Annotated in this window: 23 protein-coding genes; 5 read left to right on the top strand and 18 right to left on the bottom strand. The window is 35.6% G+C overall.

What is annotated here, in order from left to right; genetic code table 11:
• Nucleotides 1-7 precede the first annotated feature (7 nt).
• The 18 genes from GQR52_RS02650 to galU form a co-directional block, all read right to left on the bottom strand.
• Nucleotides 8-709, bottom strand: a complete 702-nt coding sequence (locus GQR52_RS02650; RefSeq protein ID WP_165727352.1) for a VpsP family polysaccharide biosynthesis protein — start codon at nt 707-709, stop codon at nt 8-10.
• A complete protein-coding gene (locus tag GQR52_RS02645; RefSeq protein ID WP_165727351.1) occupies nt 702-1,430 on the bottom strand; it encodes a CpsB/CapC family capsule biosynthesis tyrosine phosphatase in 729 nt (242 codons plus the stop codon). Before GQR52_RS02645 ends, GQR52_RS02650 begins: the two co-directional genes overlap by 8 nt.
• 14 nt (nt 1,431-1,444) lie before the next feature.
• Complete coding sequence (locus GQR52_RS02640) at nt 1,445-3,652, bottom strand: polysaccharide biosynthesis tyrosine autokinase (RefSeq protein ID WP_165727350.1); 2,208 nt, start codon at nt 3,650-3,652, stop codon at nt 1,445-1,447.
• 22 nt (nt 3,653-3,674) lie between these two features.
• On the bottom strand, nt 3,675-4,193 hold the full coding sequence (locus tag GQR52_RS02635) for a polysaccharide biosynthesis/export family protein (RefSeq protein ID WP_165727349.1): 519 nt from the start codon (nt 4,191-4,193) through the stop codon (nt 3,675-3,677).
• Nucleotides 4,193-5,407, bottom strand: coding sequence for an outer membrane beta-barrel protein (locus GQR52_RS02630; protein ID WP_165727348.1), 1,215 nt, complete (start codon nt 5,405-5,407; stop codon nt 4,193-4,195). The genes GQR52_RS02635 and GQR52_RS02630 overlap by 1 nt, the downstream gene beginning before the upstream one ends.
• On the bottom strand, nt 5,391-6,794 hold the full coding sequence (locus GQR52_RS02625; protein WP_165727347.1) for an undecaprenyl-phosphate glucose phosphotransferase: 1,404 nt from the start codon (nt 6,792-6,794) through the stop codon (nt 5,391-5,393). Before GQR52_RS02625 ends, GQR52_RS02630 begins: the two co-directional genes overlap by 17 nt.
• Before the next feature lie 219 nt (nt 6,795-7,013).
• Entirely contained in the window at nt 7,014-7,412 is a 399-nt protein-coding gene (locus GQR52_RS02620; protein WP_165727346.1) for a 3-phosphoshikimate 1-carboxyvinyltransferase, read from the bottom strand.
• Nucleotides 7,413-7,505: 93 nt separating this feature from the next.
• Nucleotides 7,506-8,429, bottom strand: coding sequence for a glycosyltransferase family 2 protein (locus GQR52_RS02615; RefSeq protein ID WP_165727345.1), 924 nt, complete (start codon nt 8,427-8,429; stop codon nt 7,506-7,508).
• A 17-nt stretch (nt 8,430-8,446) separates the two neighbouring features.
• Nucleotides 8,447-9,358 carry a glycosyltransferase family A protein gene (locus GQR52_RS02610; protein ID WP_165727344.1) on the bottom strand — a complete coding sequence of 304 codons (912 nt, stop codon included), beginning with the start codon at nt 9,356-9,358 and terminating at the stop codon, nt 8,447-8,449.
• Between the two features lie 96 nt (nt 9,359-9,454).
• Nucleotides 9,455-10,339 (bottom strand): polysaccharide pyruvyl transferase family protein, encoded by an 885-nt coding sequence (locus GQR52_RS02605; RefSeq protein WP_165727343.1) that lies wholly within the window; start codon nt 10,337-10,339, stop codon nt 9,455-9,457.
• 4 nt (nt 10,340-10,343) lie between these two features.
• Nucleotides 10,344-11,819 carry an oligosaccharide flippase family protein gene (locus tag GQR52_RS02600; RefSeq protein ID WP_165727342.1) on the bottom strand — a complete coding sequence of 492 codons (1,476 nt, stop codon included), beginning with the start codon at nt 11,817-11,819 and terminating at the stop codon, nt 10,344-10,346.
• 3 nt (nt 11,820-11,822) lie between these two features.
• Nucleotides 11,823-12,152, bottom strand: coding sequence for a glycosyltransferase (locus tag GQR52_RS02595; RefSeq protein WP_165727341.1), 330 nt, complete (start codon nt 12,150-12,152; stop codon nt 11,823-11,825).
• Between the two features lie 31 nt (nt 12,153-12,183).
• Nucleotides 12,184-12,948 carry a glycoside hydrolase family 16 protein gene (locus tag GQR52_RS02590; RefSeq protein ID WP_165727340.1) on the bottom strand — a complete coding sequence of 255 codons (765 nt, stop codon included), beginning with the start codon at nt 12,946-12,948 and terminating at the stop codon, nt 12,184-12,186.
• 63 nt (nt 12,949-13,011) lie between these two features.
• On the bottom strand, nt 13,012-13,908 hold the full coding sequence (locus tag GQR52_RS02585; RefSeq protein ID WP_165727339.1) for a glycosyltransferase: 897 nt from the start codon (nt 13,906-13,908) through the stop codon (nt 13,012-13,014).
• Entirely contained in the window at nt 13,908-14,891 is a 984-nt protein-coding gene (locus GQR52_RS02580; RefSeq protein WP_165727338.1) for a glycosyltransferase family 2 protein, read from the bottom strand. Before GQR52_RS02580 ends, GQR52_RS02585 begins: the two co-directional genes overlap by 1 nt.
• Nucleotides 14,888-15,865 (bottom strand): NAD(P)-dependent oxidoreductase, encoded by a 978-nt coding sequence (locus tag GQR52_RS02575; RefSeq protein ID WP_165727337.1) that lies wholly within the window; start codon nt 15,863-15,865, stop codon nt 14,888-14,890. The genes GQR52_RS02580 and GQR52_RS02575 overlap by 4 nt, the downstream gene beginning before the upstream one ends.
• On the bottom strand, nt 15,858-17,063 hold the full coding sequence (locus GQR52_RS02570; RefSeq protein WP_165727336.1) for an O-antigen ligase family protein: 1,206 nt from the start codon (nt 17,061-17,063) through the stop codon (nt 15,858-15,860). Before GQR52_RS02570 ends, GQR52_RS02575 begins: the two co-directional genes overlap by 8 nt.
• Nucleotides 17,064-17,113: 50 nt before the next feature.
• On the bottom strand, nt 17,114-18,001 hold the full coding sequence (gene galU / locus GQR52_RS02565; RefSeq protein WP_165727335.1) for a UTP--glucose-1-phosphate uridylyltransferase GalU: 888 nt from the start codon (nt 17,999-18,001) through the stop codon (nt 17,114-17,116).
• Nucleotides 18,002-18,297: 296 nt separating this feature from the next.
• Here galU and GQR52_RS02560 point away from each other — a divergent pair, with 296 nt between their 5' ends.
• The 5 genes from GQR52_RS02560 (at nt 18,298) to GQR52_RS02540 (ending at nt 24,288) form a co-directional block, all read left to right on the top strand.
• Complete coding sequence (locus GQR52_RS02560; RefSeq protein WP_165727524.1) at nt 18,298-18,993, top strand: transglutaminase-like cysteine peptidase; 696 nt, start codon at nt 18,298-18,300, stop codon at nt 18,991-18,993.
• Nucleotides 18,977-20,980 carry an EAL domain-containing protein gene (locus tag GQR52_RS02555; protein ID WP_165727334.1) on the top strand — a complete coding sequence of 668 codons (2,004 nt, stop codon included), beginning with the start codon at nt 18,977-18,979 and terminating at the stop codon, nt 20,978-20,980. Before GQR52_RS02560 ends, GQR52_RS02555 begins: the two co-directional genes overlap by 17 nt.
• 21 nt (nt 20,981-21,001) lie before the next feature.
• Nucleotides 21,002-21,511, top strand: coding sequence for a hypothetical protein (locus GQR52_RS02550; protein WP_165727333.1), 510 nt, complete (start codon nt 21,002-21,004; stop codon nt 21,509-21,511).
• Between the two features lie 101 nt (nt 21,512-21,612).
• Nucleotides 21,613-22,929 (top strand): O-antigen ligase family protein, encoded by a 1,317-nt coding sequence (locus GQR52_RS02545; protein WP_165727332.1) that lies wholly within the window; start codon nt 21,613-21,615, stop codon nt 22,927-22,929.
• Nucleotides 22,930-23,916: 987 nt separating this feature from the next.
• A complete protein-coding gene (locus GQR52_RS02540; RefSeq protein ID WP_024593340.1) occupies nt 23,917-24,288 on the top strand; it encodes a GxxExxY protein in 372 nt (123 codons plus the stop codon).
• Nucleotides 24,289-24,513: the final 225 nt, after the last annotated feature.

Here is a 24,513-nt window from a genome sequence, read left to right as displayed (position 1 = left end):
AGTTATTTTACCCGCAGTAATCTTTAAAAATATAACTACTTCTAATTGCTTTAAAATGAGAACCGAATTGCAGCGATAAACACACTGTAGGTAGACGATTAATTTTTTTTGCCAACCTAAAAATCTCATAAAATTCATTACCATACTTAACTGCAGAGTTAAGCTCAGCAACATACAATGCTTTATACTTTGGAGGGAGTTGCTGCCAGTTCATTAGAGCTATTTGAATAATACCAAGCTGCACATCAAACTTGTACGGCCCGAATTTTTTGGCCTGCTGAATATACTCGTATACGTGCTCTGTCGGACCTTCTTGATAACTAACTACTTGCGCTAGTGCAATCCACGTTTCTGACCATGTTTGCCTTAACTCTAATGATTTTAACAGCTCTTTTTCTGCTTGTTGGTAAACCAAAAGCTTATTCTTATTTTGCTCGCTAGTTACAGCTAAATTGAGCATTTTTATATAAGCACTTAACTGCCAGTAATGTGGCTGTGAAGGGTCTTGACTTGTTGCAAATGTAATTGCCCTATCTGCAAGCTCTAGTTCTTCAGGAGTAATTGTGCTTTCAGGCTGCTTTAAAATATTGAGTGCATTAAAATACCATGTATTTGCACGCATACTTTGTAAGCTTTGATAACCTATTGCTAATGTAATAACTGCAAGTATAGCAATTTGTGTGAGTCGGTTTGTATTTAAATTACTCATTAAACAACGACTCTGTTAAACGTTTAGGATTAGTAAAAAATAAATCATGTGCATAATTTTGACCAATTAACTCGCTCACTATTTGCTTAGCTTTACTCAAAATAGGAGGCCTACGCTTAACTGAATGAGCATCAGATGCAACATAAGTTACTAAACCCTTTTCTAGCATATCTATACTAATATTTTTTGCAGTTTCGCCCCATGCACCTTCAATGCTTGAAGCCGTTAATTGAAACTCACATCCTAATTGTTTTAAACGCTCAATATAAAAAGGATTAGCTTGAATATCGCGATTACGCTCAGGGTGAGGAATAATTACTTTTATATTTTGTTTAGCTAGCCAATTTATAAACTTATCGTAGCCTTGGGGGACATGCGAATGCGGGAGTTCTAATAATAAATAATTTACTGAATTAAGCGTACCAATAAACGGGAGTTTATTACTAAGCACTAAACTCATTAGCTCTACATCAAGCCTAACTTCAGCAGCCACAGCTAGTTTAATACCAATATTATTTACTAATGCCTGTGCTTTTAAATTAGCAAGCTCGCTATACAATTGCGAGGCCGAATTATTAAATCGCCCAATATGTATATGTGGCGTGGCAACCATATGGGTTATTCCATCATTTTTTGCAATCGTTAATAACGCTAAAGATTCATTTAAATCTTTAGCGCCATCATCTATTCCTGGCAAAATATGGGAATGAATATCAATCATAGATTTGCATTTAACTATACATTAGGTTGTTCAGGTTTTTGCGAGTAATCATAATAGTCGTAATAACCATGGCTATGCTCGTCTTTACTTTTACTCATATCTACTTCGTTAAGCACAATACCTGCAACATGAGCTTTAGATTCAAACAGGCGTTCAATACCCGCTTTAATCGGTTTAATTCGCGTAATATCCGACTTAACAACATAAATTACCGAGTCTGCACTTTGTGCAATAACTAAAGCGTCACTCACAGCTTGTGTAGGTGGTGTATCTATAATTATATGATCGTACTTAGTTTTTAATATATCGAGTACTTCACTAAAGCGCGTGTTAGATAAAAGCTCTAATGGATTACCTGGGATCTGCCCGCTTGGCATAATAGCAACACCCGACTGCCCATCTACATGAACACACTCACTTAACTGCTCAGTACCTACGATTAAATTACTTAACCCCGGATGAAATACCGGTATATCGAAGCGCTTAGCTATACTTGGTTTGCGCAAATCGGCGTCAATTAGCAATACTTTACCCATTTGAGCAAGCGACATAGCTAAATTAGCTGAGGTTGTAGTTTTACCCTCACCCGGAGCACTTGATGTTACGGCTATTACTTTATGATCGCGCTCTAACTGAGTTAATAACAAGCTAGTTCTGAACGTTCGTACCGATTCGGCAAAACGTCTGTAATTATCATCCAGATAAGCATGTATCGGAAACACACTATTTTTTGGTGTTTGTACATGCGGTAAAAGCCCAAGCATACGCTGTGCTAACTTACTTTCAACATCACTTTTAGTTTTAACGGTATCGTTAAGCGCGTCAAATATAAAGCTCATGACTACTGCAAAACCAAAACTTGCCACAAAAGCTAAAATAACAATTAATTTTTTATTTGGTTTTGCTGGTTTGTTTGGAGCATAGGCACGGTCGGTAAAACGTGCAGCAGCAGAGCTAAAATCACTTGTTACTTCGGTTTCTTTTGAGCGAGATAAAAACGTATTAAAAATATTTCGATTAGTTTCTACTTCACGCTTTAATTGATTATATTGTGTTTCTTTTCGGGTAATGTCTTGGTATTCAGCACGAATTTTAACTAAGTCACGCTCAAGCGCACTCACTGTGCGTGTTATACGGTTTAGCTCTTTTTCAATGCCAGTAATAAGACCCTTAATTTGCTTATTTAAATTATTTTTTACCGTTGTAAGCTCAGCTTGAGCAGAGATCATACGAGGGTGTTTAGGGCCATAAACCTCACCTAAGTCACTTAATTTACGCTCAACTAGTATCACCTCACGCTTAACATCCTGTATTACTTTATGCGAAGTAATTTCCGGCATACTCCCTAAAAGTTCTATATTATTGTTACCGTACTCACTAATAACTCGATTAATACTTTCAAGATTGTTTTTTTCATTACGGGCAACAATTAACTGTTGTGATATTTGCTCAAGCTCTTGCGTGGCTAGCCCTGCTATACCTTCAATATCAACTAGCTTTTGCTCCTCTCGGTAAGTTTGCAAGCGAACTTCTGACTCATCTAGCTGGATTCGTAATTGCGATAAGCGCGTATTTAGCCAACTAGACGCTTGTTGAGTAATACCCATTTTTGCGCGCATTTGGCTACTAATATAAACCTCACCAACTGTGTTAGCTACAAGTGCAGCTAACTTAGGATCGCTTGATTCAAAACTAACCATAACTAACTGTGTATTACGAATAGGCGAGACTGATAGACGAGATTTAAAAGCGCCTAACAAGCCAAGCATTTCACGATCAGCTTGATCTTCAGGTGAATATACAGTTTTTTCTTTTTTATTTAAGAAAGGGAGTTGCTCTTTTATCCCCGTTTTCAGCTCACCTAAAACAGATGGTTTCCCAATGAAGTCTGGATGTGCTTTTAAATTAAGTTTGGTAATTACCTCACGGGCAATACTGTCAGACTTAATTACCTCAAATTGGGTAAGGTAATATTCTTTTTGAGTCGAGTCTAGGCCATATATTTCTTGAAAACTTACGGCCTTAGTTTGCTTAGCTTCAATAAGTAAAGTAGCCGTCGCTACATATTTAGGTATTAACGTTAGAGCTACCATAATAGTTAGTAAGGTAACTACAGTCGCAAAACCCAAAATACGCCATTTGGCGCGTTTAATTACATTAAGGTATGATCCTAAATCAATAATTTCTTCATTATTGCTCAGGTTTTCATTTGTTTGGTTCATTAATTACTGCCTTGTTAACTGCTTAAAACAAGCGTTGTTCTATTTTTATGGTATCGCCCGCTGCAATTTGGCTATTTAAATTACCTTTTTGTTGCTGCTGTTTAGTTTGCTCTTTAAATATGTATATTTTATCAATCGAGGCACGCTCAGTTAAACCACCGGCAAGCGCAATCGCTTGATTAACTGTCATTGCGGGTTGGTAAGGGTAAGCACCGGGGTCTTTTACTTCACCATGAATATAAAAAGGACGATATTCAATTACCTGCACATATACATTGGGGTTTATTAAATACTCAGGCTTTAAGCCTTGGGTTATAACTTGCTCAACCTCTGAAGTGTTAAGCCCTGCTAATTTTACTTTACCTAAAAAAGGGTAATTAACCTCACCACTATTACCTAAGAGTGCAGTAACCTCTAAATCAGGTTGGCCAAATACTTTTATTTCAACCTTATCACCAGCACCGATTACGTAACTCTGCGCAGTTTGAGCAAAACAAACGCTGCTTAAAATTAGCAGCGTTAAACTAAAAATAAACTTCATTAATTAGCCTTTAAAGCAAATGTAAAATTAACACCTACAATTACACGGTCAAACTCAATAGCGGTCTGTGTAGAATCTTTATCAATAAAATCGACGTAAGTAGATACCATACCAAAATTACTAGCAACATAGTTTAAACCTAAACGAGCACTTTTAGATTTATCTTTACGACCTACATCTCCAGTGTATTGTTCGTTAGTGTAATTAATACCAGCAAGTGAGCTTAAATAGTCACTCCAGTTGTGAGTCCAATTAATACCGTAAAAACTTTCTTTAATATAATCGCCTTGTACTAGCGGATCTTTAGCTGAGCGACTTGTTGTTAATTGCACTGTAGAATAACTAAGTGGCTGCCAGTTAACCCCAGCTTCCCAACTTAAACCGCTAAAGTTTTCGCGTTCACTCGAGTCAAAATCTTTATTTTGGTAACCTAGCTTAAATGAGCCTGAAGTAAGTGCTGTTGCTTCCCACTCCATACCAAGTAGTATTTTTAGGTCATCACTATCACGTGAAATACCATTAGCTTGTAAAAAATCGTAACGGTAGTTTTCTTGCTTAACTTCTAAAAATGTACGTGTAGCAGCTTGAGTATTGTAATAACCGGTAATACCAATTAACGATTTATCGTAATCACGAAACTGCGACACGGCTCTAAAGTTTTGATATTTTTTACTATAAAAACCTGCATTTATAGCAACTTGCGCTTTTGAGCTTTGTGCACCGTATTCGTAGCGCACTAAAACATTTTGTTGCTGATATTTTACAAGCTCGTTTACTGCGTCACCTAAGCCTTCAGTTAAACCACTACCACGCGGCTCGTAAAGCCAGTCGGCTTTACCATTAACATCTAAACGATGCTGGCTGGTAAATTCTTTATGTACACCAGCACCTATATTTACTTGAGTAAAATTATCGTCAGAATCTTTATTATGTAACGAACTACTCGTACCTAAATCAAGGTTATAGCTATCGGGGCCATCATCAATAACCACTTTAACATTAGGGGTAATAGTCCAAATTGTACGCGACTCCTTATTATCAGGCGTACTAAAAAAGTTATTATTACTGCTTATACCCGTTTGTAACGTTGGCGTAATTTCGGCGCCATCTTTAGTTATAAAACTACCTGGTTTTAAATTAGCAGCTGCAGGAGCTGTAACCCCTACACTTAACAAAGCAAATATAGGTGCAAGTGTTTTAGTATGCATTCGCATTCTTAAATCCTTTAAAAATTGTCATAAAAATAATTTTTATATCAAACCATAACGACCAGTGTTTAATATAATGTAAATCAAATTCTACACGTTTTTCCATTTTATCAAGAGTGTCGGTTTCGCCGCGCCAGCCATTAATTTGCGCCCAACCTGTAATTCCTGGCTTAGCTTTATGGCGTAACATGTAAAACTCTACCTTTTTACGGTACTCCTCATTATGGGCTACAGCGTGCGGGCGTGGACCGACAATAGACATATCACCTTTTAAAACATTTATAAATTGCGGTAACTCATCAAGGCTTGTGCGGCGTAAAAAACCACCTAAAGGTGTAATGCGCGCATCATTTTTTTTGGCTTGTGTTACCACTGCGCTGTTTTCGGTAACACTCATTGAGCGAAATTTCCATACCTTAATTTTACGCCCATCAAGGCCATACCTGTCTTGCTTAAAAATTACAGGGCCTTTTGAAGTAAATTTAACAGCAAACGCAATCGCAATAAGTATTGGAGAAATCAGCATTAAAATAATAGAGGCAACAACTATATCTTCAGTACGTTTTATAAACTCACGAGCACCTATAAACGGTGATTCAAACACACTTAGTGTGTCAACATCACCAACATGTTCAATACGTGCGTGTATTAAGTTAGATATTAAAAAGTCAGGTATTATATGCACATCAACCGTTGTATCGCCTAATTGCAATAAAATATCGGCAATGCGTTTATCAGCCTTCATTGGCAATGCAATATACAACACACCTACTTCACCATTGCGGGCTGCATTAATCGCATCTTGAATACGTCCTGCAACATCGTGTTTTGTTGAGTTTTCAAAAAGGCGCTCTGGTTGCCTGTCGTCATAAAAACCTAAAAATTTAAAGCCAAGCTCGTCATTTTTAGTAATTTCGTTATATAAATGTACCGCTGATTCGGTAGCCCCCACAATAGCAACATTACGCAAGTTTAGCCCTAGTTTACGTCTACTTCTTTTAAATAAATAGGCAGCAAGGCGCCAAGTATATAAAAAAGTAATACTTAATAAAAACCATAAACCCAGACCAATACGCGAAAGCGACTCAGTAAACTTAAATGCAAACGATATAACTAATAAAACAGAGAATGCAGCAAATAAGGAGCCCCATGCACAAAGTACCATGGTTCTAAATTTGCCAGCGCGCCAAGAGCGATAAGCGGAAAATATTTCAGCACAATATAAAAAGCTTAAAGCAACGGTTAAAACCGAAACCATATAAATAGGAGAGAGCTCAAAACTATAGAACAAAGCTGAGCACTGAAAGGCTAAAAACAATGCAAAAATATCAAATAATCGATAAAAATTTGCATCAGACGAGCCATTAGGCTTAAACGTCCTTGAAGATGTCATACTATGTATCCCTATAGATATCTTAAAAGTGAAATAAGCTCCACAAAACTGTGCGGCAAATGTTACAGTATCATACTAAAGTATTCAACATTAAGGATGGCTTTATATATAGTAATATTATGTAAAATGTCCTTAAGTAGCGAGGAACTTACACAAAACAAAACAAATATAAACTTACATAAACATTTATAAACCCCTCCAAACAGAAGCATCTTATTTTTATTTAAACAACTCCTTAAACCAAGCCCATACCCCAAAAGAGTAATTACTAAATATATCAATACCTAAAGCCGACTTAACTAAATAAATAATAAGCAGCAAAATTGTAATAACAAAAAAACTAAACATAGATATAGTGATTACCTGCGATATAGCTGCTATTTTTTGCTCTTTTTTACTAAGTTCTCGTCTGTTACGACCAGCCAGTAAAACAAAGTAATACCTGTATTTAAAAAATTTAATTACACCTCTGCAATCTACAGCATGCCTACCCCATTGCCTTGCACCTATAGCTACTTTTAAATGAGCTAGCTGATCTTCAGTAAAGCTCTCTTGCACTTCACTAGGCATACGATTTAGTAAACTACGGATAGCTGGATCTACTTTTAATTTCGACAAACCTAAACCTTATTTATATTCTAAATACAAAATAAAGACTAAATAATAGTAACTCCACCAATACAATTAATTGTTATTTAACCAAATTATAATTTATTTCCAAAAAAGTAACCTTTTTTTAATCGGTAAGCTAAGCAACCGAGCACTTGAGGGATTTTCAAACATTTTTAATAAGGCAGAAAAGATCTGTAATTTTTTAATTTCCCCCACCAATACTAAGTAGTGGTATGCACAATTTAAGTTTTTCAAGCGTTTTTGCTGGGCGCTCAACTCTGATTTACTTAAACTATATTTGTGCATGAATTTTTCATCAAATCTTAGCAGTTTTTCAACGTGCGATATTTCCAACTCACTTGAAATAGAACCATCGCGAATAGTGTAAATGTAACCAGTCTGTTCAAGTACTTCTACAATAGCTCCACAAGCTAAACAACTCGCCAAAAAGTAATAATCTTCGCCAATCCTTACTTCTGGCCAGTATTTAATATTGTTATCTTTCACAAACTCATTTTTAAACAGCGGCTTAACATAACCTGTCGATTTTACACCAGTAAATACTAAATTAGTTTCTATAAGAAACGATAAATTTAATCTACCTAGCGGTAATTCAGTATGCGAATAGAAAGGCTTAGATAAAATACCATTGCTACTTAACTCACAAAAATTATCGATTAACACATCAGCTTTAGCTGGAGCGGCGCCCAGCATGTTTTTCAGTCTATTTTGAGACATATAATCATCAGAATCCAACACAGCAATCCATGTGCCTTTCGCAGCATCAAAGCCAATATTTCGTGCTGCCCCCGGCCCGCCATTTGCCTCTGAGCGCAATAACTTAACACGTGAATCAATTATTGATTCAACCACATTACATGTATTATCAGTTGATGCGTCATCAACCACTATAACTTCTACAGAAAGCCCTTCTTGCGACAAAGCGGAGTTAATAGCGGTTAATATAAAATCCTCTGCATTCCACGCTGCAATTACAACTGAAATATCAATAGCGTTTGACATTATAAATCCTAAATAGATTATGTATATTTACTAACTCGACCTTTGCTGAATAGGCCGTAAAAAAAACCAATTCCATGCGACAAATCACATAAAGAATTTAGTGCTGAACTTTTAGGTGAAATCGCATGGTATGGAAAAAACAAAACACCTTTAGCTAAATACATTGCCCCTTTAAAAATACAAGATAAATAAGTCTTAAAAGGCGTTTTTACTGATGATTCAATCATAAAACCTGTGGCACCAATTCTAAATGTTCTGCGCGTAGCCCACTTAATTGATAAACGACTCTGGGCTATATATTCACTAACAAAAGCCGTATCGCTCCATATAAGCTTCCCTCTTGATTTATTAACCCTTAAAAATAGTTCTTTATCCTCTCCGCCATTAATAAGTTTTGGGTTAAAACTCAAACCTTTTGCTTCCATAAAACTTATATCAATTAAAATATTGTTAGTAGCAGCCCATTTTATTGCTGAACCATTTACTATTGCACGTTCATGATATACAGCTGCATTTCGATAGAATGAGCCCGTCGACTCAGGAAATATCGCCAATTGAGGCCCAGATGCAACGTTGTTACTTCCAATGGCTTTAACTAAATTTTCAATCCAAGTTTTTGATGCAAAAGCATCATCATCAATGAATGCTAAATATGTGTACCCCTGTGCTTTTGCGAAATTTAGAGCTGCGTTTCTTGCATAAGGGATCCCCGACAGAGGCTCAAGTAAATGTTTCACACATTTTTCATTGTTATCATAATGACTAATAATTTTTTTTACATGTTCATCAGGCTGACTATTATTCTCAACAACTAAAATATCTATCCTATAACCACCGATATTTGTTAATGCTTGTAAGCTTATAAGGCACTCATTGAACGTTTTATTTCTTGTCCCTGTGGTTAGGGTTGCTACAATTATTTTCTTCATAAATTTTATGCAAATAAGTTCATCTATAAAAAGAGAATGTACTAGAAAATTAAATCAAACGGTGTAGTTTGATACCGAAACTTTAAAAAGCTTTAATCAAGATATTTGGAGTTTACAGTATTCCCCTAACTTTTCTAAAGCCATGTCAGATTTATCAATAAAAATATTTTCTTTACTCATTTGCCCATGATTTTTAGCAAGCATAATTAGCTTTTCAGCCGCTCTGTCGATAAAATATGGATCAGTAAAGCTTAATAACTTCCCTAGTTGAACACTTCGTTTCCCCATACCTTGGTTACCTGTTTTAAGTGACCAAAAGTCTTTAATAGAAGAACTTGGCATATCATTAAATTTAAGGTTAATTGACATTGACTCTGACCAGTCAAACCATTTATTTCTATGCAATGGAAAAATAGGCTCCAATGCAAGCCACGGAACTCGCAACGTATCAGCTAAAATAGCCCCGTGCATTGCTTCTGTTATAAGCAATTCAGTTTGTTGAATAGATTGTAATGAATGCATCACATTTGGATCTGTTGGGTCTATATAATTGATACCTGCTTGTTCACACACACTTTGCCAGTTACCTCGCGAAATACTCTGCCAATGGGGCATAAAGCTGACTTTATATTTTTTAGCTTGAACTGGCAGGTTCATAAAGCGCGTTAAAATAGCAGCATCGGTAATCGCTAATTTGGGGTCTAAATTTAGTGCCTTGGCTGTTCTTGGGCCGCGAACAAAAGCGACATCCCAGTTTCCTCCATGTAAATTGGGTATATCGGTATATCCACCAAAGCCAGAGCCCATAACTATTTTGTTAGTTTTTTTTGGGTAAGAGTCCCACAGAATAGATCCAATACCTAAAAAAAGCTCATCTTCTTTATCGTCAAAAAAGCCAGGAGCAAGCAATGCATCCCACATAATGTTATTTAAGTCATCACCGAAGTTTGGGATATTGCCTTTGTAAAAAGTAAGTTTCATGTTATTAAGGGTCCTGGTTATTTATCTTTTTTGCAAGCTTTGTTAAGTAGTGATTATTTGGAAGTAATGTTAAACCAATAATGACTAATTTCTTTCTTTCAAATAAAAACAATTGTATTAAATAAGTTATAAAAAAGATGGCGGCAGAAGCTAAAATATCTAACAATATAAACTGCGAATTCGGAATAAATTGAGTAATTGATATCACCACAACTGCTGATGTAGCACAACAGATTATTGGTACTATAAAGCTGACTAGATATCTTTTTATACTAAGAGATAATAATTGACATGACTTCCACATAGAGAACGAGCAATACAAACACTTCCCGAATATAAGCGATAGTAGTAAGGTGTTTAATCCCCAAAAGGCACTAAGTGTTGTAAGAGGAACTATAACCAACGATATTTTTACCTGTAGTTGAAACCACCATTTAGCATGGTTTCTTAATATAATAATATTTTTTTGGGGGATGCCTAAAATTATAAAAGTAAAAATAATGCAAAAAGCTTGAAATATCACCGCAGCGCTCAACCACTTCTCAGTAAATAATAATAAAAATATTTGTTTACTATTTATAAAACAAAACGTAAACAGTGGGAATAAACATAGTACCGAAAAATATACACAGTCAATAAAGGCTTTGCGTAATTCTGTTATTTTTTCTTGCTTTTTTGCTAATAATGGAAAACTCACTTCGTTTACCGTAGCAATAAAAATATCACTAATAATAGCTGAAAGGCGTTTGGCTATATTATAAAAGCCGAGTTCTCTCTTTCCTAACACGGAGCCTATTATTACTGATTCATAATGATCTAAAATCGAGGTTACCCCGTTAGTTAATGTTGAATACATAGCAAAGCTATTAAGCCTTGTTATGCTCGCCATTGAAAATTGAATTCCAATAAACTTTTTAGTTGGCCAATACACTGCAAAAAAGTTAGTAATAGACAAAATAGATTGTGCCCAAATTAATGCCCAAACGCCAAAATCTAATAATAGCAGTGCGATAATAATAATCGCAGATATAACCGCTGAAATAATCGTGCGTAGAGCTATTAAAAAATACTGCTCTTGCTTCAATAAAACAGTATTTAATGTATAGAAAAGTCCGTCAAAAATTAATTTCAAACAAAATATCGTAATAGCCAAGTTGAACGCATGAGTTTGAAACTCAAACAATGAAAATAAAGAAAAAACGATAACAATTACAGATAAAAATAATGACACAGCAAGGTTAAACCAAAAAATGCTACTTATTGTTAGCTTATCGGATATTTGGTACTTGATTATAGCGTCTCGCCAACCAGAGGGCATAAAGCTGCTTATTAAAAATATAATCGCTAGAGCCAACGCCACTAAACCAAAGTCTTCAGGTGCAAGTATGCGCGCTGTATAGGCAAAAACAGTGAAGTTTATAATAGGGGGGAAAAATTTGCTTAAAAACAACCAAAAAATCCCTTTAGATGAAGCCTCCATTAATTAAATCACTCTTATTAAAAGACGCTTAATAAATTCACTTTTTAACTGACATAAAATATAAGTTAAGGCGGTAAGTGAGTTAAATAAGGCTTTTAAGCTTGAAGTTAATTCTAGTTTTTTTACTGACGTGTAAAACTTCACCCATTGGTTTTTGGCATTAATGCAAAATGCATGTAACTTAAATAATTGTATTTCATCATTTGAGCAGTCATCAACCACAATAGCCGAAGTAACATATTCATCATCTACAACTGATTCAATTGCTTTAGCCACAGACTTTGCTGGGTTGTATGATGAAGTAATTACAGCAATACTTTGATTATTCGACATCTTTATCCTTGGAATATGCTTTCAGTAATTTTTATTTATAAACTCTAACGTAATCAATCAAAAACTGTTGCGGAAAAATTGTGTTATCAATCCCTTTTTTTCCACCCCAGCCTCCACCTATAGCTAAATTAATAATCAGGTACATTGGTTCGTCAAATGGCCAAGATGAAACTGAATTGTCTTCTTTGTGATAACTAAAGTGCAGTATATTATCAACGTAAAAATCGACACGTTCAGACGTCCGTTCGACACTATATATATGAAACTCATCTGAGAGTTTATCAACTATTAAAGAAGCATTTAATGCATTGCCTTTTTTGTGATTACGAGCATCGGTATGTATAGCTGAATGGACTTTATTTGAGTCAAAACCTACATACTCCACAATGTCAATTTCACCTGACATAGGCCAGCCTACTTCTTGAATGTTACTGCCTAACAGCCAAACAGCAGGCCATACTCCTCGCCCCTGTGGCAGTTTTGCCCTGACGTCAATACGGCCATTTCCAAATCCTGGTATATGCTCTGTGGTTAGACTTGCTGATGTGTAACTATCTTTCGGTTGTTCATCAAATAAGTATTGCCAAACACTTTGTGGCTTTTTAGAAGGTTGATAGTGCGATTCAATTATTAAATAGCCATTTTTTACGCGGCTATTTTCGCTATTTCCTTCTTGATAGCGCTGTGCTTCACCATTTCGTACATAACCCTTTTCGTAATGCCATTTACTACTGTCAGGTAGCCCATCAGCATTAAATTCATCATTCCAAATTAAGCTTCCAACACTTGCAAACACGCTCTGTGAAAAAAAAAGACATAAAAATAGAGAGTTAAAAAAACGGAAATTTATAAACATAGATTAATACAACTCAATATTTTTCACACCAAACAGTTTAGTTACCACCCCAAAATGTAAACACCCTCTGAGCAACCAGTTGTATCGTTTAACAGGGTGTAAGCAAAATAGCACCATCATGATTAAGCAGAATGTAAACTTTGAGAATGCTTTAAACATAAGTTGAGTAATAAAAAACTTACTACTAGTCGCTTTAAATAGAGTAAGTGCATAAGTTTGACCTACCCTAAACTTACGTTTTATCAACCAGTTCAAAGTCGCTCGCTCACTTGGGACAGGCTCATGAACTATGGCGTTCTCAGCAAAATGTAATTTAGCCCCTTTTTTGAAAGCTCTTGATAGATAATCTGTATCTTCGCCACCACTTTTACCAAGCGACAAATTAAACATTTCGTTTTCAAAATATTGAGAGCTTAATTTCAGCAAGGTGTTTCCTGTGTACCCCGTTTCAATTACGCCATTAACAAATACAGGTTGAGTTGAATGAAAATCACATTTAACTATCCAATTTGGCGCATCATTTGGGTAAACAGATATTACTGGGCCTAAAACAACATCGGCATTTTCATTTAATGCAGTTTTATATAATTCAGATAGCCACGTATTTGAGGCTGTTTCATCATCATCAATAAAAACTAGCCACTGAGTTTCACAGTTGATCAAACACGCATTTCTCGCAATGGATATATTTCGAGATGGTGCGTGAATGTATGTAAGCTTAATACCTAAACTTTTAGCTGTTTCTTCTATTAGTTGTTGCATTGTTGGCTCAACATCGTTATCAGCAACAATCACTCTAATATACACATCCTCAGGTAACACCTGGTTTGCTACTGAAGCTAACGTTTGCTGTATTTCAGCTCGCTTATATGTACATATAGCAATGGTAATTTCAGCCATTATAGTTTACCCGTAACGAAAGAAACTGATTTGGTGATCAACTTGTTGCAAAACCCAATTGACCAACCAAAATGCATGGTAGCTGCAATAAATCCTGATAGAATATTAGTTAATGAACGACTCCTCAAAGCGAGCAAGGCTCCATAGCCTAAGCACACGCTTAGCCAGCCAATAAAAGGAATAGTAAATATCCAACTAATTGGAGCAAATAAACAAATTAACAAGCATGGAAATACTGATAATGGTATCAACTGCCGTATTTTAGGAATTTGTTTGTGCTTTAAAGCGTTACTCGCACGCCCAACACCATAACGATAATATTGAACAAATAGGCGATAAAAAGAATCACGTGGGAAATATTTCATCTTTGTTTTCGCAGTTAACCAAATTCTATACCCACTAGAAGTTAACCTAAAATCAAGCTCTGCGTCTTCGTTTGCAATAAATGCCTCATCATAGCCACCTACTTTTTGAAATGCTTCGATGTTCATTAGCGCATGATGTCCGTGAATAACCCACTTACCCTCATTACTATCGTTACGATGAGCAGATCCACCGTTGCCTAACTTAGAATTTTGTGCACAAGCAGCTGCTTTTTGAAATCCATTTTCTCCAAATGTATCCATACTTATTACGATTGAAGATGCCTTAGTGGTTAAAGCATCTTCACAAAGTGTTTTTAAAAAGTCAGTTGGGTATTCACCATGGGAATCTACTCTAATAAAATATTTAAATCCGTAGCCATATTCTTTTACAGCTAGGTTAATGCCTGCACTTTGAATTTTTTTATTGTTATTGATTAATTTTATATTTGGATAGTTTTTGCTGTACTGATTAACAATATCTACTGTTTTATCACTGCTTCCACCATCAGCAACAACTATAAGCTTTGGCGATTCACTAGTAAGCTGCAGTAGCAATTTTTCTATATGCGCTTCTTCGTTTAAGCAAGGTATTATCACTAATACATCTAATTCACTCACTTAAAACTCCCATTAGTATTTTGATCCCATTTAGCGAGAGCATTTTTAAGACCATTATCAAATATCAAGCCTTCATCTTCGAGCCACTGTGGGTATACATCAGTCGAGTTTATTAGCTTTAAAATTCGCTCAGGGTGAATACCTATATCTAGAAAATTCACTGCTTTTAATAATGAAGCACCCACCAACATCACACTTTTAGGAAATAACATAGTGTTTACATTCGGAAAGTGCTGTTCTTGAAAAGCATTTACAATGTTCTCTAATGTATAACGAGTGGTATACGCACCATTAAATAAAATAAAGTTAGTGTCTTTATTTCTGGCATGCTCTATTGCATGAAGTAAATCATCAACATAAATACATGATTTTATAGTATCTTTTCTGCCAGGGTATATAAAAAAACCTTTATCTAGCAAGCTAGCAAGACGGGTAAAGTTGCCACCTTCACCCGGCCCAAAAACAACCGCGGGTCTAACAATGATCAATTTTGAACTATTATTACGCTCATGCCATGCTTTATGAATTTGCTCTGCCATCATTTTAGAGAAACCATAAGATGAAACGGGTGTTGGTGTTGATGCCTCAGTTTTTCTGCTCTCGCCTGCTCCATATACTGATATAGAGCTGGTAAAAATAATTTCATTTATGCCATTATTTTCAGCAAACTTAGTAACCTCATTCGCACCCAAAATGTTAGTTTCATAATATTCATGATGTTCATGGCCAGGGGTTGTATGTATAGCTGCAAAATTATAGATAGTGCTTATATTTTTATTGTTTAGTGATAGTGTGCTTAAATCCCTTACATCAGCTAAAATATAGTTTACACCCTCTCTTTTTACTCTCGGCTTTTTAATATCCACAGAAGTAATTATTTTATAGCCTTTAGCTAACAAATTATCTATTAGGTGAGAGCCTATAAAACCTGAGCCACCAAATATAATTGCACCTTTTAATGCTTCATTATTCATAACGTTCTTCTTCCTTTAAATACACACAAGATATACACATAAAAAAGTAGATAATTGTAAATTGCTCAAACCAAGCAGCTTCTAAAAATGTTTGTAAAAACAGGTAACTCATAATTGTTACAGCAAAAAAGTGTGAGCTACCTACAGTAATATGCTTAAAATTAAAAATTTTTCTTATTATCATAGTTATAAAGATTAAATATAAAAAAAGTCCAAGTAACCCTAGCTCTACACTTATATCTACATACATATTGTGAAAATTAAACCCTGCCCCCGAAGGCACATGATGAATAGCCCATATATCTTCAGCTACGTTGTTACCAATATAAAACAAGCTCTGAAATCCTACGCCTAACAAAGGCCTTTCTGCTATTAAATGGCCACCTCTTTCCCATAAAAGTGTTCTACCAGTTAGAGTTGGGTCTTTACCAATATTGTACATAAACTCATTAAAGCTTCCATTTATCAATGAAAAAACTATAAAGCATATTACAAACAAAAAAGTAAGAACCATAAGCCAGTTCAATTTACTTCTTGTAAAGCTATCTAGTAGTAAATTTTGGTAATAAACAATAATAAAACTTATTAAAATACTGCAAATTACAAAGACAATCGCCCCTAATGACTTTGCTTTAACTAAAACTAAAGTCGAAATTAACAAAAGTAATAAGCCTAACATTCTACTCGTAAAGTCAATTTTTTTATTCATCGATAATGTAATTGCTAAAGCTATGCACATAGCTGTATTTGTTGCTAAATTGTTCTTGCTGTTGAATATACCAATTAAACTTATTTCACCAGTCATCCCATTTAATGCAGTCCTTGATGAAAACAAACTTATCAGCATTGCGATTAACATTACGACAGCTGAAGACCTTAAAAACAAATTTAACGTAAGCCGTCTCGCAATAACAACAGCAAACACAGTAGTTAGTAAAAACTGTATGTTGGCCCGTAAAGAAAATGTTGGTATATCAGACCAAACTACTGAGACTAAACATAGCGCTGGTATTAAAAAAAGTTCCCAGTTTTGTCTACAAGCTTTTAAAGTAAAAGTGATCCCAGAAGCTGCATATATACAGCCTGCAATTAAAAATATTAAAGCAGCTACCCCGCCAAACATTGAATTAAATAACAATGCGCCTACGGCTAAAAATGCCCAAACTGAAGCGTATAAGTGATCTTTTTTAATTAACATAAAAACTTAAAATAAATAGCCTGCTTAGTTACATATAAGTGAAGGTGTTCTTAAAAGAGCTCTTTTATTTTATTAGTAAACTCTTCACCCATATGGCTTGATTGCATTGCATATTCTACATTGGCCAACATGTAACCTAATTTAGAACCACAATCATGAGATTTACCTTTTAGGTGATACGCTTCTAGCGTTTCAAGATGACGCAATTGTAATAAAGCATCTGTGAGTTGTATTTCACCGCCTGCCCCAGGTGGGGTGTATTCAAGTAAATCCCAAATTGCTGTAGATACAACATAACGCCCTGTAATAGCTAAGTTACTCGGTGCTTCATCGTTATTTGGTTTTTCGACCATGTTTTTAATTGCAGCATTTTCTCCGGCATTTATTTTTTTACCGGCGATATCAACTACACCATACTGATGTACTTGCTCTTGAGGTACGGGCTCTACCATTACTTGGTTGTAGCCCGTTTTGTCGAATCGGTCGATCATTTGGCTTAAATTGTCAGTTTTTGAATTTGATTTATATTTATCAATAATTACGTCGGGTAGCATTACTGCAAATGGGTTATTACCGACAATTGGGCGCGCTGCTAAAACAGCATGGCCTAAACCAAGTGGTGCTGATTGGCGAACAGAAATTACCGTTACATCTTTTGGTACTATTGAGCGAACCTCTTCTAGCAGGCTACGCTTTACGCGCGCCTCTAGTGTGGCTTCTAGCTCAAAGCTAGTATCAAAGTGATTTTCTATTGAGTTTTTTGAAGCGTGTGTAACAAGCACAATTTCTTTAATGCCTGCTGCTACAGCTTCGTTAACTACGTATTGAATTAAAGGTTTATCTACCAGAGGGAGCATTTCTTTAGGGATGGCTTTAGTGGCTGGTAACATACGCGTACCAAGGCCAGCTACAGGCAATACTGCTTTTAAAACTTTCACTTTAATTCCTTTCATTATTTTTGTTAAACCACAAAAAAAGGAACTGCTAAGCTAAAATCCCTTTTCAAGCGCTTCACATGCCGTGTGAGATTGCTATTATACACAACACAATAATGCACTCAATAATTAAAGAGTACTTTTTGATTGTTTTTTTGTTAATACTATGTTGCACCATACTGGGTTGCATCGCACTATTTTAGTGCTCTCATACTTTTTAGTGATCTACCTTTCCAAAGCTACCAATACTATACTAGGCTTGTTTGGTTATTATGGAACACAGACTTGAAGGAACATTTGTGCGTTTAGGGTTTTACATTTTATTATTAGTGTCTTTTTTTGTATGCGCACAAGATATGCTTTTGTATTTACGCAATAGCGATATAATTGCGCGCGCTCAAAAACAATATGGTAATGAAGGGCATAAACGCATTAAAAACTGGCTCAGTTTTATAGATGAATCGGCTGACAAAAGTGAATGGCAAAAAATCCATTTGGTGAATGACTTTTTTAATAAGCACATTAAATACAAAACCGATGATGAGCTTTGGCACCAAAAAGATTATTGGGCCACCCCGCTTGAAAGCTTAGGCGTGGGTATGGGCGATTGTGAAGATTACGTAATTGCCAAATACTTTACATTAATAGCACTTGGCGTACCCGAAGATAAAGTACGTTTAATGTATGTACGTCAAAAAACAGTTAATCAACCTCATATGGTGCTTATATATATTGAAACTCCTAATCAAATCCCCTTTGTTTTAGGTAACTTTAATACTAAACTACTGCCCGCTAATAAACGCCCTGATTTAACACCTATATATAGTTTTAATGGCCAAGGTTTATGGTTAGCCAAATCAAAAGGGTTAGGCAATAAAGTAAAAAATAGCCGTGGTGTTTCTGCCTGGAATACCATGCTAGAGCGAATTGAACAAGGTGAGCTTGCGCCCGCCAAAAGTTATAAAGGAACACCGAGTTATGTCTCGACTTTTTAAAAATGGATTGAGTTTAAAAACCCAAGTATATGGCCTTATTATATTGATTTCGGTACTTTCGTTTTTTGTACGCATAATTACTGACGTTGATACCACTCGCCAATACTTACAAACGCAAATGGGTAGCCATGCGCAAGATACTGCAACAAGCTTAGGGCTTTCTATATCCCCCTACCTTGAAGAAGATAGCTTAATGATTGCCCAAACCATGGCAACCGCTATATTTGACTCGGGTTATTACAAACAAATAAAATTTACTAACGCCAATAGTAACGTGGTATTTAACCTAACAAGCCCAAAACGCGTTGAGTCTGTACCTAATTGGTTTATTACAGCAGTAAAGCTCAAAGCCCCTACTATGCAATCAGAATTAAACAATGGCTGGATTATGGCTGGAGTGCTTGAAGTAACAAGCCATGTTGGGCAATCGTATTTAACGCTATGGGAACATACTAAACGCAGCTTTTATGGCTCTTTATTTTTATTAGTAGCGTCGCTTGCTGTAGCATATTTAATATTACGTGCTGTATTTAAACCTTTAAAAGCAGTAGAAAACCAAGCACATTTGGTTACGCGTAAACGCTTTACATTAAACGACGAAATACCAGTTGCACGCGAGTTACGTACTGTAACTAAAGCCATTAATAATATGGTAATGAACCTACAAAGCACCTTCGACTCCTTAACAAAGCAAACACAAGCACTTACCGATGAAGTATATGTAGACTCACTCACTGGGCTGGGTAACCGCCGTTCGTTTGAGAACCACTTTAACTCATTGGTTGACACCATTACTAGCGACACTCCAATCACTGCAATGATGATTACTCTCCCCTCACTTGCTAATATTAACCAAACTGTAAGTTACCAAGATGGTGACGAGCACGTACATGATGTAAGCGTTACTTTGCAAAATGTGTTTGGTGCTTTAACCAACTCTAAAATATTTAGACTTAACGGTAGTACTTTTATTGCTTTAGTCCCATTCGATATGCAATTTTTAAGTAGAACACGCCTCGATATAAATGATGCTTTTAGTAAAAAGAAAAACAGCTTACACGTAAATGGTTTTGCTAACTTAGCGTTAGTAAGTGTTGATAAAGGCTCATCTATTGGGAGTGTGCTTTCGGCGCTTGATACTGGCTGTACTATTGGCGATTCGGCTGTAAATAAAGTAGATAAAGATACTTTGTTTAGTGTTAAAGAGTGGCGTTCGCTTATTCAGTCAATTATTGCTACTGGTGAAGTTAGCTTTTCGGTGCAGCCAGTCAAGCGCACTAAATCAGAAAACAAGCAGTGCTACTTTGAGGTGTTTGCTCATTTTACGCATGAAGGCGAAAAGGTTAATAATGGCCATTTATTTGCTATGGCCGAAAAGCTTAACTTAACCGAAGAGTTAGACAAAAAAATAATTCGTAACTTTGTAAACGTTAAAGAGCAACACCCAGACGATACATTTGCGTTAAATATTAGTAAAGCTTCGTTGTATTCAACTGACTTTATTGAATGGCTTACTCTTTATGCTCACACTAAACCAATTATTAAAACAAACTTGGTTTTTGAATTGCATGAAATTAGCTTGCTTTATAACGTACATGTTGCCTCTTTACATATAGATACAATAAAAGATATTGGCATAAGTGTGTGTGTTGAACACTTTGGCACTAGTTTAACCTCGTTTAGATACTTACAAGGGTTAGATATTGAATATATAAAAATAGATGGTAGCTATATTCAAGATTTATTAGATAACACCCAAAGCCAATTTTTTATTCAAACAGTTAATAATATTTGTCATGGCTTTGGTATTAAAGTTTTAGCTTGTTTAATTGAAAAACCTGAAACTTTAAAGGTACTTGAAGGTTTAGGTTGCGATGGCGTACAGGGCAATTTAATAATGCCGCCAACCAAGATAATAAAAACTAATGATAATGGCGCAAATAAAGAGTTTACTTTTTGCACCGATGCGCTAAAATTTTGTAATTAATACTCTACCAAGGGACAAGAGATGAAATCATTTATATTGGCCAGCTTAATCGCTGGTGCATCTGCACTTACAGTTTTACCAAGTTATGCACAAACGGATACTGATGCAGTCGTACAAACTGAAGGCATGACTAATTTAGTCAACGTTTTAAATAGCGTAACCGCTGAAACAGCTCCAGATCAGCTTAAAGCAGACTTAGTAGCGGCTATTAACGGCGTATGTACAAATTGTACTGCTGCCCAAGTTGATTCTATGATGACTGTAGTTGTAGACGCTATTGGTGCTGATAGCCCACTTATTGCTGATTTTTTAGCTGCACTTGTAGCCGCTGGCGTTGACAGCGATACCGTTACACTTGCTGCTATTACCGCTGGCGTTGATGCCACTGTTGCCTCTGAAGCAACAGCAGCTGGCCCAGGTGGCGCTCCAACTCCTGTAGCCCCGGTAATTGTTACTTTACCAACAACTCCAGTACCACAAGGTGCCGGCGGCACAGGTGGCGATGAAGGTATATCTGAAGTCGGTAACTAACCGTTAATAAAATAATAAAAACGCAGCCTTTTGGCTGCGTTTTACTTTATATGGCTTATTTTTTTAGCCCTTCTTTTTAGGCTCTTAGTTTAGAGAATCCTGTGAATCGTTTTATATTTTTTTTACTCTGCGCAATTTTATTTTTGCTGCCCTTACCATTAGGTAGTTACCGCCCTTGGGCAATTTTAGCAATGGGGATATTAATTAGTGCTACCTTTTTCACCCATTTAGTTTACAGCAGTATTAATAACGAGCACCCTTTATACCCTCCTTTATATTCTTGGCCCTTATTTGCTGTACTCGGTATAGTTGCGGGCGTATGCGCAGTACAAATATTTACCGTAAGTGTTGACCCGTTTCAAACTAAACAAATGCTTATTAAAACAAGTTTTATGATTTTATTTTGTTGGCTTGTGCTTATTTATTGCAATAGTGAAAAGCGTATTAAAAATTTAATATACGCAATTATAAGTGCAGGCGTATTTCAGGCTTTATATGCGACTTATTTAAATTTATCGCCAGATATAATTAGCCCGTTATTTGGCTATAAACATACCGACCGTGCTATTGGCACGTTTACTTACTCTAACTTTTTGGCTAACTTTTTAGCTTTATGTTTATGTCTAGGTATTGGTGTTTTAGTTAGCGAATTAAAGCGATCTACTAGCGATTACAAACAAACATTAAAGCAAACGCTTCGTGCGTGGGCTGAAATATTTTTAAGCTCAAAAATAATTTTACGTATTTCGTTAATTATTATTATTGTTGCGTTAATTTTAACGCGTAGCCGTATGGGTAACTCGGCATTTTTTATTGCATTAATGGTTGTTAGCTTACTCGCGTTTTTTATTTACAGGCAAAAACCTAAAGCGTTTAAACTACTTATAGTTAGTTTTTTTATAATCGATTTAATTATTATTGGCGCTATATTTGATGTAGAAAAAGTTAAACAGCGTATTAGCGAAACCAGTATTTCATCAGAAACCCGTGACGAAGTTGTACGCGATTCTATACCGCTTATTTTGGATAAGCCTATATTGGGCTCTGGTGGTGGTACATTTTATACTGCGTTTCCGGCGTATCAGTCTGAGCCTTATTCTGGTTACTACGATAATGCCCATAACGATTACGTACAGTTTGCAGTAGAGCTGGGGATACCCACTACAGCTGCACTGGGCTCACTTATACTCTACTGTTTATGGTTATGTGTTGCGACTATGAGAAAGCGTAAAACAGCATTGTTTCAGGGTGTTGCCTTTGGCTGCGCTATTGCGATTGTAGATATGCTGCTGCATTCATTGGTAGATTACTCTTTGCAAGCTGGAGCAAATTCAATGTTGTTTATGACTATTTTATGTTTGGCAATATTAAGCAGTAAATTACCCGCGTCTAAACGAAGCCGAAAAGAGCATGGTTAAATACAAAGCTAAGTAATTACCTAATATAGTGATTAGAGGCTGCGCTTCTCACGCGAGCAAGCTCTGCTTCTACCGCCAAGGTTCAATTTACGGTTAACTTGTTGGCGTGACAAGCAAAGCCTGTAATAAGTAATTTATGTACAAGAGGCGCTGCGCTTTTAGAGAAGAAAATAAACACCGAAACTGTATTCTGATTGGCATTATGTTTTCTCATTTACTCCTCTTTTGCTTCTCTTTGTGAAAATAGATCTTTAATTGATTTATTGGTAAATAGATTAAATAAATTAAGCGTTGCTTTCTTAACAACCTTACTCCGTATAAGTAATTTATTCACTAAGAGGGTATGAGGCGCTGCGCTTTTAGAGAAAAAATAAAACAGAAACTATATCCTGATTGGCATTATGTCTTCTCATTTACTCCTCTTTCGCTTCTCTTTGTGCAAATAGGTTTTTAGCTGGTTTTTAAATAAATTAAGCGTTGCTTTCTTAACAACCTTACTCCGTAATTAGTAATTTATTCACAAAGAGGTTATGAGGCGATGCGCTTTTAGAGAAGAAAATAAACACCGAAACTGTATTCTGATTGGCATTGTGTCTTCTCATTTACTCCTCTTTCGCTTCTCTTTGTGCAAATAGATTTTTAGCTGATTTTTAAATAAATTAAGCGTTGCTTTCTTAACAACTTTACTCTGTATAAGTGATTTATTCACTAAGAGGATATGAGGCGCTGCGCTTTTAGAGAAGGGAATGAACACAAAATGCAGTTTTGCTGGTATTATGCCTTTTCATCTACCCCCCTCTTTGTGCAAATAGACCTTTGATTGATTTTATTAGTAAATAGATCAACAAACGAGTGACAACTTAATAAATTGCTTCATATAGCCTACAAGTCTTCAATTTTGCTATTTTATTTGGACTACACTTAATTCTTATTTTAAAACTGTTTCTTAGTTAATTAAATGCTTGTAGATTAAGCAAAAGGATACCTATGGATACTGATACATTAACAAAAACGGTAATAGGTTGCGCTATAGAAGTACACAGGAATTTAGGGCCTGGCTTATTAGAATCAAGTTACGAAGCTTGCTTAATATATGAATTAAGTAAAATTGGCTTATCTGCTAAAAACCAAGTTGAGCTACCGATATATTATAAAGATCAATATATAAATACAGGTTACCGGTTAGATATTTTATTGCCTAATAAATTAATAATTGAACTAAAGGCGGTTGATAAGCTTCTTCCAATTCACTCTGCACAATTAATAACTTATATGAAACTTTCAGAAATAAGTACTGGTTTACTAATAAACTTCAATGTTCTAAAGCTAGTCAATGGCATAAAGCGCTTTAATTCATAAAAATTATTTACTTAGGTTTTAAGTCGTTATCCAAAGGGCTATAAGTAACTGTACATTAAATTTTTAAGCGATTTATTCACAAAGAGGGTATGAGGCGCTGCGCTTTTAGAGAAGAAAATAAACACCGAAACTGTATTCTGATTGGCATTGTGTCTTCTCATTCACTCCTCTTTCGCTTCTCTTTGTGCAAATAGATTTTTAGCTGATTTTTAAATAAATTAAGCG

It is taken from the genome of Pseudoalteromonas sp. 31A1, assembly GCF_011378815.1.
Lineage (GTDB): Bacteria > Pseudomonadota > Gammaproteobacteria > Enterobacterales > Alteromonadaceae > Pseudoalteromonas > Pseudoalteromonas arctica.
Note: the sequence above shows the minus strand (reverse complement) of the source record. Positions and strands in the feature narration are given on the sequence as shown.

What these genes read in the sequence shown, in the direction of transcription:
- GQR52_RS02640 (WP_165727350.1), bottom strand. Translation starts at nt 3,652, where the DNA reads ATGAACCAAACAAATGAAAACCTGAGCAATAATGAAGAAATTATTGAT.
- GQR52_RS02650 (WP_165727352.1), bottom strand. Translation starts at nt 709, where the DNA reads ATGAGTAATTTAAATACAAACCGACTCACACAAATTGCTATACTTGCA.
- GQR52_RS02585 (WP_165727339.1), bottom strand. Translation starts at nt 13,908, where the DNA reads ATGGCTGAAATTACCATTGCTATATGTACATATAAGCGAGCTGAAATA.
- GQR52_RS02555 (WP_165727334.1), top strand. Translation starts at nt 18,977, where the DNA reads ATGTCTCGACTTTTTAAAAATGGATTGAGTTTAAAAACCCAAGTATAT.
- GQR52_RS02605 (WP_165727343.1), bottom strand. Translation starts at nt 10,339, where the DNA reads ATGAAACTTACTTTTTACAAAGGCAATATCCCAAACTTCGGTGATGAC.
- GQR52_RS02635 (WP_165727349.1), bottom strand. Translation starts at nt 4,193, where the DNA reads ATGAAGTTTATTTTTAGTTTAACGCTGCTAATTTTAAGCAGCGTTTGT.
- GQR52_RS02575 (WP_165727337.1), bottom strand. Translation starts at nt 15,865, where the DNA reads ATGAATAATGAAGCATTAAAAGGTGCAATTATATTTGGTGGCTCAGGT.
- GQR52_RS02645 (WP_165727351.1), bottom strand. Translation starts at nt 1,430, where the DNA reads ATGATTGATATTCATTCCCATATTTTGCCAGGAATAGATGATGGCGCT.
- GQR52_RS02570 (WP_165727336.1), bottom strand. Translation starts at nt 17,063, where the DNA reads ATGTTAATTAAAAAAGATCACTTATACGCTTCAGTTTGGGCATTTTTA.
- GQR52_RS02615 (WP_165727345.1), bottom strand. Translation starts at nt 8,429, where the DNA reads ATGTCAAACGCTATTGATATTTCAGTTGTAATTGCAGCGTGGAATGCA.
- GQR52_RS02625 (WP_165727347.1), bottom strand. Translation starts at nt 6,794, where the DNA reads ATGACATCTTCAAGGACGTTTAAGCCTAATGGCTCGTCTGATGCAAAT.
- GQR52_RS02600 (WP_165727342.1), bottom strand. Translation starts at nt 11,819, where the DNA reads ATGGAGGCTTCATCTAAAGGGATTTTTTGGTTGTTTTTAAGCAAATTT.
- GQR52_RS02595 (WP_165727341.1), bottom strand. Translation starts at nt 12,152, where the DNA reads ATGTCGAATAATCAAAGTATTGCTGTAATTACTTCATCATACAACCCA.
- GQR52_RS02550 (WP_165727333.1), top strand. Translation starts at nt 21,002, where the DNA reads ATGAAATCATTTATATTGGCCAGCTTAATCGCTGGTGCATCTGCACTT.
- GQR52_RS02610 (WP_165727344.1), bottom strand. Translation starts at nt 9,358, where the DNA reads ATGAAGAAAATAATTGTAGCAACCCTAACCACAGGGACAAGAAATAAA.
- GQR52_RS02630 (WP_165727348.1), bottom strand. Translation starts at nt 5,407, where the DNA reads ATGCGAATGCATACTAAAACACTTGCACCTATATTTGCTTTGTTAAGT.
- GQR52_RS02540 (WP_024593340.1), top strand. Translation starts at nt 23,917, where the DNA reads ATGGATACTGATACATTAACAAAAACGGTAATAGGTTGCGCTATAGAA.